Consider the following 12,439-nt stretch of genomic DNA (forward strand, 5'->3'; position numbering starts at 1 on the left):
TATAGAGGCTTTCCTCAGTAAGTCAATTATTCGAAACAAGTTAATTTATAGGTGTATAAGCCAAGTCTGCCAAACCATACTGCAAGATAAGCTTCTTTCTGATCTTCGTCCCAATACCAGTCTACCCACGAACCAAAACTCCAGGCCCGGTTTACGCCATCGGCAATATTTAGATTTTCATGTGCCAGTGTTTGCAGGTCGGGTAATAAGACAGCTGCTGAATGATACCATGATGTACCGCTGGTAACTATAACATAGCTCTTTCCATTGATTACGAGTGCGGAAACTACAGGGGAACGGCCTCCGACACGAGACGTAGCGAATCCTGTTCCCACATACCATCCTTGCAGAGTTTGCCATATTGCCGGCATTACCGAGATGGTTGAGCCTGCATATGTATTAACATAACAGAGAGTAGAATTTGCTGCATTGGCTGTACCTTCAGTATCCCCTACTATAAAACTAGGCTGATCGGAATCATCGAGAGGTGAAATCATCTGGAATCCGGCGCAATCATCGCTGGCGTAGCCTGTTTCTATGATGGAGTAATTAGAAGCTAATTGTCCGCTGGTTACTTTTATCCGGTAATGTTCTCCCTTAGATCCACGTGGAGCCATCGCAGTGATCCAGGCATTTTCAGTAATATCACCTGCTACCTGCATGTTAGTCGAGCCGTCGGTAGTAGAAGTCATGTTAACTGATGCTTTTCCGATAGACTTAGGTGAATCGGTAGGTTTAGTCCAGTAGAAAAATTCTGTTTCATTATTACTAGTAACGGCACCCACACAGTTTCCTTTATAATCGGATGTGATTATTCTCAGGTCGGCAACTGAAATTGAACCCAGATTGAAAGATCCTGCATCATTTAAAGAGGTTTTATCTACAACTTTTATACAATATGGAGATGTGGGGTCTGCATTGACATATGCACGCGAAAGCATTACGATATAGTCGCCACAGTATGCATGATACAATTGTAAATCTCCATATTGTTTGGAATCGGCAAGATTAAAATTCTTCAGTTCTCCCGGATATCCCAATTGTGTGAAATCTTTCATAGTTCCTATTTCTGCATAGCTGAATCCTTCGCCATATGCCATCTGATCAGAGACTCCCCATGATACGGTATACTCACGTTTGTTTTTCTGATCTTCAGATGTTACAGTATATTTGACGCCACCACTTTGAGCAAAGTTCTGGGGGGTTGCCGGATTAGGTTCTACTGTTGCCCCTTTCGAAAGAAAGAAAGTTGGTACGGCCGAGACAAGCACTTCTTCTGCATCAAGATAAGGTGAAACCTTTATCGTAATAGTATTGTCGTTGTTTATTATTGCTCTGAAGACTGTGTTATTCTCATTTTTGACAGTGAAAGAATTGATGATTGCAGCCTCACTACTCAGATCGTCATCACTACAGGAACTGAACAGTACCATGAACCCCAGAACGAGCGCAATGTATAATTTTATGTTTATTTTTTTCATCGCAAACTGATTTAATATTATTTGTGCAAATCAAGAATGAATCTATCAAATTCGACTCTTGTTTTATTCATAATAACCCCTCACCCGGTACTGGCGAATTGTGCCAACACCTGATTTTACAGTAATAATAATACCGTCACCGGTAATATCATGTCTGCCTGATAATGATGGAGTAATAATTTCATCATAGGTTACTGTGGCCACCAGATATATATTTGATAAATCCACATCGTTTTCCAGTGACTTAGAGATTGCAAACAAGATCAGGCCATAGCCACCCTCTACATCTTCTTGTGTAAAGGTGCCTTCAATCATTTCTCCATCTGCATTGAATTCGTAAATTTCGCCTCGGAAATCGCTGCCGCTATGCGATGCTTTACAAATCATCTGTGAAATAGTGTTTGTATCATGTACAAATATGTAATCATCATTCGTACCTGCACAATTCCATAATGAAATTGTCATAGAGATACTAAGAATCAATATTCCGATTTTATATATTATTTTCATCTTCGACATTTTTAATTATTCTGGTTACCAATAAGGATTGTTTTCACACAATTTGTTATTTGCAGTTTCGGCAGTAGGTAATGAGAAATAGTAATATTTTTCGAGAAAAATCCGTGTAGACCCACCGTCACAAGCTACCCTTTCATAAGAAAGTGTATTGTCGGTATTTTTTGTGATTTTTACACCATAAGCGTTCTTGCCGTTAATAACACTTTGGGCTAACTTCCATCGGCGCAAATCCCAGTAACGGAACCCTTCACCAGCCAGTTCTACGCAACGTTCTTTTCGTAATAATGTCATAAATGCTTCTTTTGTAGACGCTTCAGTAGCTGTTCTGTCCGGTAATCCTACGCGAGTGCGTACTTCATTCAGAGCACCGAGAGCCTGTGATTGGTAACTGCTGTAATTCAACTGAGCGTATGCTTCTGCTTTATTCAGTAAGACTTCGGCATAACGAAGTACTGCATCGTATTGGTAACTGTCTTTTGTAACAAAGTCAGAATTTCCTTCCTGTAAGTATTTGCGTAAATAGTAGCCTGTACATGTATGCCCTCCTGTAGATGCCGATTGTTCAAACGCAATAAAACCATCTGTACCGTTTACATAGGTCTGAATTTCCCGTCCTTCCCATTGGCAGCCGTTGTACATTACGGTTGCATGAAAACGAGGTTCACGATCTGTATATGGATCAGCATGGTCTGCCGCGTATGTACTCCAATTGAATGCTGTTCCATCCGAAAATTCGTAAAGGTCGGCCAGATCTCCAGTAGGGACATGTTCTGCATATACATCTGTTGTATACACTTCTTTATCGCCGAACGGTCGGTTGTATCTATCGAAACTATGTGTTACACTTCCACTTAAATAATATAATGCGAAAAGAATCTCAGAAGAATTGTCCTGACCTCCATCTACCTGAAATACTTTAGCGTAATCAGGTGCTAGTTCTCCGCCAAGTTCCTTTACTTTGTCTGCCGCATCTATAACATCCTGCCATTTTTCGGCAAATAAAGCCATGCGGGAAATTAGTCCATAGGCAGTCTTCTTTGTTGCACGACCCGTCCAAGAGTCAGACCAAGATTCCGGCAGATATTCCGCTGCCCATTTTAATTCATTGATTACAAAATCCCAGCTTTCAGCTTCTGTCGCACGTGCTCTATGAATATCCTCTTCATAAGCGCCATCATCTACTCCTCCGTTTACTCCTGATACATCAGTGCGAATTATGATACCTCCATAAACACGGATCAGACGGTAATATGAGAATGCGCGGCAAAGACGGACTTCGGCAATGCGGACATTGCACCAGTCCTCTCCAAATTTAGGAATGCCATAGCGTTTGATTTCATCTAATAGAACATTGGCCCGACGAATGCGTGTATATACATCTTCCCAGCATTCAAAAGCTCCGGCGCTTCCGGTAGTGAAAGCACTGGCCTGTAACAGGGATTTATTGTATGCATGAGTGTAAGTTTCCCATGATGTGGATTTCATAATATCTGAGTAGCTGTCATAGAACTGGCTACGGCTATTGGCTACCTGTGAAACATCAGTAAAGGTTTTATATGCTGCTGTAATGTACATTTCTGCAGCACTCTCGGTACTCCACATTGCCAGATCGGACAAGTCCTTTGTATTATCTATGTCCAGTACATCGCTACAGGAAGGCATATACAATCCTAATGTAGCAATACTTATTAAAATTATTATTGTTCTTTTTTTCATTTTTTTTCCTCCTAACATTAGAATGTGACATTAACACCGAAGCTAAATGTTTTTTGTTGCGGATAGTATCCGTTACTTACCGATGGACTTTCAGGGTCAACGTATTTAAAATGACTGAGTGTAAGTAGATTTGTACCTGCAAGATATATATTTACGTGGCTAAATGGTGTTTTTCTTAATAATTTTGCAGGAATGTTATATCCGATGTTAGCGTTTTTCAGACGAAGATATTCTCCATTAACAACCCACCATGTAGACTGCCAGGCATTATTTCCATTGCTGACCGTACTCAAGCGTGGATATTTTGCATTGGTGTTTTCGGGTGTCCATGCATCCAGGATACGATAGTAAGGAGAATTTCCGTTTTCCGGGAATGTTGCTGTATATACAGTAGATGAGGTTGTACCACTATCGTAAACACCAGAGAGCTCGTAATCAGTATGTGTAACACCCTGCCATAGCATAGTGAGGTAGAAATTTTTATAGGACAATTCCATATTTAGAGCAAAGTTTATTTCAGGAATGGCGCCATAACCAGTTTTTACATAGTCATATGTAGAGCTTATAATACCGTCACCGTTAACATCCTGATATTTTATATCTCCTAATCTCAATTGTCCTGAAGGAGCAGCTGGGTAATTGTCTATTTCTTCCTGACTTTGGAATAGGCCGAGAGCATTGAATCCATACCTTGCTCCAATGGATTGGCCTACTACAGCGCGATAATTTGGTCTGTTATCACTGATAATTCTTGATAAGACCTTATTTCGGGCAAAAGCAAAATCACCTCTTAATGAATAACTCCAATCTGAATTGATTTGGTTTTGATGTTTTAGGGTAATCTCTATTCCTTTATTTTCGACTTTTCCCGAGTTTTGGTATTTTGGATAATATCCACCCAAAGAGGTTGGATAGTTGCCACTTTGCTCTTCCAGAATGTCTTTCGTTAATTTATAGAACACGTTCAGTTCGAGGCCTAATTTTCTGTTCCACATGTCGAAATCCAATCCTAAATTATAATTATGAGTACTAGCCCATGTCAGATTACTATAAACATAAGCATTAGTCGAATAGAACTGAGCGATAGCCTTGTTTCCCAGTACCATGCTGTTATTTGCCATCGCAAACAAAGAATTATGCTGGAAAGGATCTACAGCATCGTTACCTGTTTTTCCATAGCTGGCACGAAGTTTTAGATAATCTATATTCGGAAGAATGTCTCTAAAGAAATCTTCTTCTGATATTACCCATCCTAGCGATGTGGAAGGGAAAAATCCCCAGCGATTGCCCGGTGCAAATATATATGAACCATCATAACGGAAAGCAGCTTCAGCAAGGTATTTTCCTCCATAAGCATAGTTGAGACGACCTATCCAAGATAACTGTCCTCCTGAATATGTATGAGAGCCTGTAATTGGAGTTTCGGGAAGCGTAGAACCTAGTGATAAATCTACTGGTTCATCACTGTAATAACCTGTTTTTCTTCCGGTCATGGTGTTCGAATAACTCTTTTTCGCTTCGAACGCTAACGTAGCCCCAACAAAGTGTTTATCAAATTCACGTGAATAATCGATTTGTGGGCGGACCAGCCATGTGTCGCCCCATGACGCTGATTTTTCGTAAGAATTTTCAGGATTGAATCCATTTGCGCCACCTACACCCTCATCTAAGTATTGGTTGACATAGTACAACTCATAGTAGCGGTCGTAACTTGAATCAATGGTGTTACTATAATTATAAGCTCCGAATATCGACATTTTCAGGCCTTTTAGAGCTCCGGTTATATCAGAGAAATCGTATTCCAATTTGAAATTGGAATCTAAGTTCCATTTTGACTGACGTTTATATCCGGACTCTGTTAATGCAGCATAGCCATTTACATAATATGTAGCACCATTCCATGCAACAGGATAACCGTTGTAGTCTGATTTAATAATAGGTATAGAGTTGATTGCCTGTCTGACAGGGTTAAACTCACCTTGATTGCTTATAGCAGTTCCCGGCCATTTTCTGTCGGAGCGATATCCCGCTAAGTTAGCTGTGAATTTTAAGTTTTTAGCAACTTGAACATCCAGATTCGTACGAATATTATAGCGGGTGAAACTGGTATTCCTCATTGTCCCTTCCTGATCCATTATACCTATACTTGCATAATATTTTGTTTTGTCAGTACCTCCAGATGCAGAGATATTATGCTGTTGCATAATTCCGGTTCTGAAGATTTTATCCAGCCAGTCAGTCTGTCCCCAGATGCTATTGGGGTCATTGTTCATTACTTTGTTCTGTATATCGGCAGTCCAGATCGGGGTGAGGCCGTCCATTGTGCGGGCTTTGTTGTGCCAATACATATAATCCGCCGCATTCAGCATTTCGGGCATAGCAGTATTCTGCGTTAATGTAACAGAACCGTCGTATGAAATTTTTGCAGGTCCTTCACCTCCTGCTTTCGTTGTTATCACGATAACCCCATTGGCTCCCTGTACACCATAGATTGCAGCAGATGCATCTTTCAGTACGGATATGGATTCTATATCATTAGGGTTCACATAATCTATGGGGCGAGGTACACCATCAACAATTACCATAGGATTATCACTTTTCCCGGTAAAAGAGTTTAGACCACGTATGTATAATGCAGTCCCATCATCACCGGGTTTTCCCGATCTTTGTATACTGGTTAATCCGGGTATTTTTCCGGTCAACATATTTGATACATTCTGCATAGGTGCTTTCATCAGATCTTTTGATCCTATTTGCGAAACAGCTCCGGTCATGTGTATTCGTTTCTGGGCACCATACCCAACTACAACAACCTCATCCAGTTCTTTAAGATCCTCTTCTAGTGTAATATTTATTACCTGCCGATTTCCTACTGTAACTGATTGGGAAGTAAAACCTAAGAAGGAAAACTCAAGAACTGAACTTTCTGAAGGTATACTTATTTGATAAGTACCATCGAGATCTGTAAATGTTCCGGTTCCATGCACTCCTTTTAGTACAACAGAGACCCCAGGTAATGATTCCTGGTTGGTATCAGTTACTTTCCCAGTTATGGTTTTCTGGGAGAAAGCACTAGAAAGACACATAAAAGTGCATAATAATATCCCGATTTTTTTTAGAGATGTGCACCTTTTCTTTTCAGCGTAATTAATTTTCATAGTGGCGATGTTAAAATGTTAGCAATGTCTTTGTTTTTCATTTAATTTCCATTTAGTTTCATCTTAATAATTATAGAGTATTCTGGTTGTCAGATATTGTTTTGTATATCTGAAATAGTCCGCGGGGAACATGGAAACATCCTTTCCATTTCCCTCCTTTTAAGTTTAATAAAACTTCACCCTGCCTATTAAGGTAGCCATACCATTCGGGGTATTCGTTATCTTTAAAGTGTTTCCATGTATAATTGTGTATTATTTCAAACCATTTTGCACATTCTTGATTCTCAGTTAAGTAATATCCTTTTACTAATGCTATAAGGGTTTCGATATGTACCCACCATAGCTTCTGGTCCCATTCTAGTTGTTGTGGTGGATAGCCTTTATAATCAAGGAAGTAAAAGATACCCCCATGCTCTTTATCCCATCCGTATTCAATAGTATGTAATGTATTTTTTACTGCAAAATCGATTAATTCCTTATTGCTGAATCTTTCGCCTATATCCATGAGGAACCACATGGCTTCAATTACATGTCCAGGATTGATCAGACGTCCTTCAAAACTGTCAGATAAAGTTCCGTCTGATAATATATTTTCAAAAATAAGACCCTTATCTTGCTGATAGAATGATTCGGTAATCTCCTTTATGAGTGGGTATAGCAAGTTGTCAACTTCTTGATTTCCAATGATGTCTTCAAGTATCAGAGCCAGGTTTGAAAGGATCATTGGCAGAGAGAAATTCTTTATTGGTCTTGTTTCTGGAATTATTTTAGAGTAGATTCCTTTTGGGTTCTCTTTGCGTTTTATGATATTGTAATAGGTGTTGAGCGCAATCTCTTTATGTTCTTTATTGCCTGTCGCTTTGTATAGTTCGCCGAACCCCATCGCCATAAAACAGTCGGAAAAAATATTATATGGCTGTATAAGAGGTTTGCCCTCTCGTGTTAATGAGAAATACCAATTTCCTGAACTATCCCGTCCATATTTCTTTACGAAATCAGCACCCAATAAGGCAGTGTCAAGCCAGGACTGTTTTTTTTCGATCTGATTATAGATGAGAGAAAACATATAGATCTGGCGTCCTTGCAACCACATAAACTTGTCAGTGTCAAATACTTTTCCTTTTCGGTCGAGACATGTGAAGTACCCTCCGTAATCTGCGTCCAGAGAGTTATTCTCCCAAAAAGGAATTACATTATTGGTCAACTCGTTATAATATAGAGATAGGTATTTATTTAGGTTTATGGTTTTATCTCTTTTCAATTTTGTGCTTTCTCTAATGTCCATAAGCTTAACAATTATAATATATCAGATTGAATTATTAAAATTCATTTTATGTAATGCAAATTTAAATAAAAATATTGTATTTCAAAACATATATAATAAAAATATTTAATAAGTTTTGCGTTATTGTTGAATGTTTTAGGCTTTTTCGTTTTGTTGTGTGTAAATGTGGGGTGTTTAGTGTCTCTGCATTATTAATATATTTTATTGATATTTAGAGTTTATGTGTTTGAGGAAGAAAGATATAGATATCTCCTATTATCCTATGTTTGCTAACTGATAACACAAGATGGTCGTAAAAAAGTTGGATTTGGTGTTTTGAGTTTGGAGAAAACTCTTTATAATATGAATGGAGCTATTGATAAATAGCCCCATTCATGTATAATTATATTATTTATATACGTGTTATTATCCTATCTGGCTTCCCGGACTTACTTCTTTGGAAGGCTGAATAAGAGATAAATTTCCGTCACTATCCTCAACAGATAACAACATTCCCTGCGATTCTACTCCTTTTATCTTGCGGGGAGCTAAGTTTGCAATGAAACACACTTGCTTGCCTGCCAGATCTTCGGGTTTGTACCATGCAGCAATTCCTGATACGATAGTGCGTTTGCCTATTCCGTCGTCGATAAGGAACTGAAGCAATTTATCAGCTTTCGGTACTTTCGTACATTCCAGAACCGTACCGACACGCAAATCCATCTTGGAGAAATCTTCAAAGGCTACATTCTCTTTTTGCGGAGTGACTTTCACTTCAAGAGCTTCTTCATTTGCCTTTTTGGTATCCAGCAGTTTCTGTATTTGTTTTTCTATCGTTTCGTCTTCTATTTTTGCGAATAAGAGTTCCGGCATATTCAGCTGATGCCCTGCCGATAGTAAATCAGTACGACCCAGTTGATCCCATGTAAGGTTATCTTTATTGATAAACTTCCTTATCTTTTCTGCACTGAATGGTAAGAATGGTTCGAAAGCAATAGCCAGATTCGCAGTGATTTGTAATGCTATATTCAGAATGGTTTCCACACGGGCCATATCTGTTTTAGCTACTTTCCAAGGCTCTGTATCGGCAAGATACTTATTCCCGATACGGGCAAGGTTCATCGCCTCTTTCAGTGCGTCACGGAAACGAAAAGTATCCAGGTATGATTCCACTACTGATTTTACATCTGCAAATTCTTTCAGTGTTTCTTTATCATAATCAGTCAGCCCGTTTAATTGAGGTACTTTATTATCAAAGTATTTTTGAGTAAGTACCAGTGCCCGGTTGATAAAGTTGCCAAGTATGGCAACAAGCTCATTATTATTGCGTGCCTGAAAATCTTTCCAGGTGAAATCGTTATCTTTCGTTTCGGGAGCATTTGCTGTAAGCACGTAACGAAGTATGTCCTGCTGTCCCGGAAAATCTTCCAGATATTCGTGTAGCCATACAGCCCAGTTACGTGAAGTTGAAATCTTATCTCCTTCCAAGTTCAGGAATTCATTTGCCGGTACGTTCTCCGGTAAGATAAATGAGCCTTCGGCTTTTAGCATGGCAGGAAAAACAATGCAATGGAAAACGATATTGTCTTTGCCTATGAAGTGCAGCAACTTTGTGTCTTCTGCTTTCCACCATTTTTCCCAACTGTCAGGAAGCAATTCAATTGTATTCGATATATATCCGATAGGCGCATCAAACCAGACATACAGTACTTTCCCTTTTGCGTCAGGCAGAGGTACAGGTACGCCCCAGTCCAAGTCGCGGCTAACGGCACGCGGCTGCAAGCCCATATCGAGCCATGATTTGCACTGTCCGTAAACATTAGGTTTCCATTCTTTATGATCTTCCAGTATCCATTGGCGAAGCCATGTTTCATGCTTATCCAAAGGCAGATACCAATGTTTGGTCTCACGCATGACTGGTGTTGATCCTGAAATGGTTGATCTTGGATTTATCAAGTCAGTCGGGCTTAAAGATGTTCCGCACGATTCGCATTGGTCACCGTAAGCATTCGGGTTGCCACAATGAGGACATTCTCCCATGATATAGCGATCGGCAAGGAACATTTGTGCTTCTTCATCGTAATATTGTTCACTGGTCTTTTCTTCAAACTCACCTTTATTATATAGTTTCAGGAAAAAATCAGAAGCGGTTTTCTTATGTATTTCAGAACTTGTGCGGGAATAGATGTCGAATGTAATACCAAAATCCGTAAACGATTTTTTGATAATATTATGGTATTTGTCAACGATATCCTGCGGAGTTACTCCTTCCTTTTTAGCTCGTATAGTAATAGGTACACCATGTTCGTCAGATCCTCCGATGTGTATTACTTCTTCTCCTTTCAGTCTGAGGTAACGTACATAAATATCCGCCGGAACATATACTCCGGCAAGATGTCCAATATGTACTGGCCCGTTGGCGTAGGGTAGGGCGGTGGTGACAAGTGTCCTGTTAAATTTCTTGGTCATATATGGTAAGTTAATCTTATATCTTTTTGTAGCGCAAAGATAAGAACTTACAGTCAAATAAAACAAGGTTTATACATTTTTGAATGTAGTTGTTTAAATATTGTTTCTGTTCAGTTACCGGTCATCGGTCATAGCCTAAAGTGAAAAGCATCTATTAATAAAACTGTAATCCGGGTATAGGTAGAAACATATTCATCCTTTTTATTGTTTCTTTTAAGAGTAGTAACAATAAAATCACAATCATGGAATACAGAATAGAAAAAGACACATTAGGAGAAGTGAAAGTCCCCATTAATGCTTATTACGGGGCACAAACACAACGGAGTATCGATAACTTCAAGATAGCACAGGATATAAACCGTATGCCGAAGGAGGTGATATATGCTTTTGCATACCTGAAAAAAGCAGCTGCTCAAACGAACCTGGAAGCCGGAGTATTGCCAGCGGAAAAATGCAGGCTGATAGAAAAAGTCTGTGATGAAATACTGGAAGGTAAGCTCAACGATTCTTTTCCTTTAGTAGTATGGCAAACAGGAAGCGGAACACAAAGCAATATGAATGTGAATGAAGTGATAGCAAACCGTGCACATATCTTAAGCGGAGGCAAACTGACTGATAAGGAAAAAGCATTGTTGCCTAATGATGATGTAAACAAATCGCAATCATCGAACGATACATTCCCTACTGCCATGCATATTGCCGCATATAAAATGCTGGAAGAAACAACGATTCCGGGTATAAAGAAGCTACGGGACACACTTGCTGCTAAGAGCAAGGAATTTATGAAGGTGGTGAAGATAGGACGCACTCACTTCATGGATGCAACACCCCTCACTTTGGGACAGGAATTCAGTGGCTATGTGGCGCAACTGGATAATGGCATCAGAGCGATCAGGAATGCACAGGTTCATTTGTCGGAACTGGCTTTGGGAGGAACGGCAGTAGGTACGGGAATAAACACTCCTGATAATTATGCTGAAAATGTAGCTAAGAAGATCGCGTCATTGACAGGATTGCCATTCGTTACAGCCCCTAATAAATTTGAAGCGCTGGCCAGTCACGATGCTATAGTGGAAACGCATGCTGCATTAAAAACCGTTGCTGTAAGCCTGATGAAGATAGCCAACGATATAAGGATGCTGAGTTCCGGTCCAAGATGTGGCATTGGAGAGATCCATATTCCCGACAATGAACCGGGATCATCCATTATGCCGGGGAAAGTGAATCCTACCCAATGTGAAGCATTAACGATGATTGCCGCTCAGGTAATGGGTAACGATGTCGCTATTTCTGTTGGTGGGGCAACAGGGCATTTCGAACTGAATGTTTTTAAACCGATGATGATCTACAATTTCCTCCACAGTGCCCGCCTTATTGGAGAAGGATGTATCAGTTTCAACGATAGATGCGCCACTGGAATAGAGCCTATTTACGATAATATAAAGAATCATCTGGACGACTCACTGATGCTGGTAACCGCACTCAATCCAAAGATCGGCTATTATAAAGCGGCATCAATAGCTCAAAAAGCATTTAAAGAAGGAAAAACCCTGAAACAGGCAGCAATTGAATCCGGAGAAATCACAGAGGAGGAATTCGACAGGCTGGTTGATCCTGTAAAAATGGTTGGAAAGATAACTGATTAATACAGAAGGGGCTGTCCCAAAAGTAATTTTTGATTTCTTTCTGTCATCCTGAACGGAGTAAGGATCTTCTTTTGAGAGTTGAGATTCTTCGTTACACTCAGAATGACAAAAGAAAGTAACACTTTGATAGTGTAATATTACTTTTGGGACAGCCCCTTTTTTATAATCAACTGAAATATAGTATGT

The 12,439-nt window shown here is 39.6% G+C and carries 7 protein-coding genes; 1 reads left to right on the forward strand and 6 read right to left on the reverse strand.

All coding sequences use genetic code 11. The annotated features are described in order from the left end of the window. Positions 1-26: 26 nt before the first annotated feature. The 6 genes from GGR21_RS19125 to metG form a co-directional block, all read right to left on the reverse strand. Entirely contained in the window at positions 27-1,481 is a 1,455-nt protein-coding gene (locus GGR21_RS19125) for a DUF5018 domain-containing protein (RefSeq protein ID WP_183308876.1), read from the reverse strand. A 63-nt stretch (positions 1,482-1,544) separates the two neighbouring features. Further along, entirely contained in the window at positions 1,545-1,991 is a 447-nt protein-coding gene (locus GGR21_RS19130; RefSeq protein WP_183308877.1) for a hypothetical protein, read from the reverse strand. A gap of 24 nt (positions 1,992-2,015) precedes the next feature. After that, a complete protein-coding gene (locus GGR21_RS19135; RefSeq protein ID WP_183308878.1) occupies positions 2,016-3,716 on the reverse strand; it encodes a RagB/SusD family nutrient uptake outer membrane protein in 1,701 nt (566 codons plus the stop codon). A 17-nt stretch (positions 3,717-3,733) separates the two neighbouring features. After that, complete coding sequence (locus GGR21_RS19140) at positions 3,734-6,802, reverse strand: SusC/RagA family TonB-linked outer membrane protein (RefSeq protein ID WP_246348124.1); 3,069 nt, start codon at positions 6,800-6,802, stop codon at positions 3,734-3,736. Positions 6,803-6,944: 142 nt separating this feature from the next. Continuing rightward, positions 6,945-8,117 (reverse strand): AGE family epimerase/isomerase, encoded by a 1,173-nt coding sequence (locus tag GGR21_RS19145; RefSeq protein ID WP_394353498.1) that lies wholly within the window; start codon positions 8,115-8,117, stop codon positions 6,945-6,947. Between the two features lie 447 nt (positions 8,118-8,564). After that, positions 8,565-10,607, reverse strand: coding sequence for a methionine--tRNA ligase (metG, locus tag GGR21_RS19150; RefSeq protein WP_183308881.1), 2,043 nt, complete (start codon positions 10,605-10,607; stop codon positions 8,565-8,567). 242 nt (positions 10,608-10,849) lie between these two features. On the opposite strand from metG, the gene fumC reads away from it, so the two are divergent. After that, on the forward strand, positions 10,850-12,253 hold the full coding sequence (fumC, locus tag GGR21_RS19155) for a class II fumarate hydratase (protein WP_183308882.1): 1,404 nt from the start codon (positions 10,850-10,852) through the stop codon (positions 12,251-12,253). Positions 12,254-12,439: the final 186 nt, after the last annotated feature.

Origin of the sequence: Dysgonomonas hofstadii (assembly GCF_014196915.1) — a bacterium.
Lineage (GTDB): Bacteria > Bacteroidota > Bacteroidia > Bacteroidales > Dysgonomonadaceae > Dysgonomonas > Dysgonomonas hofstadii.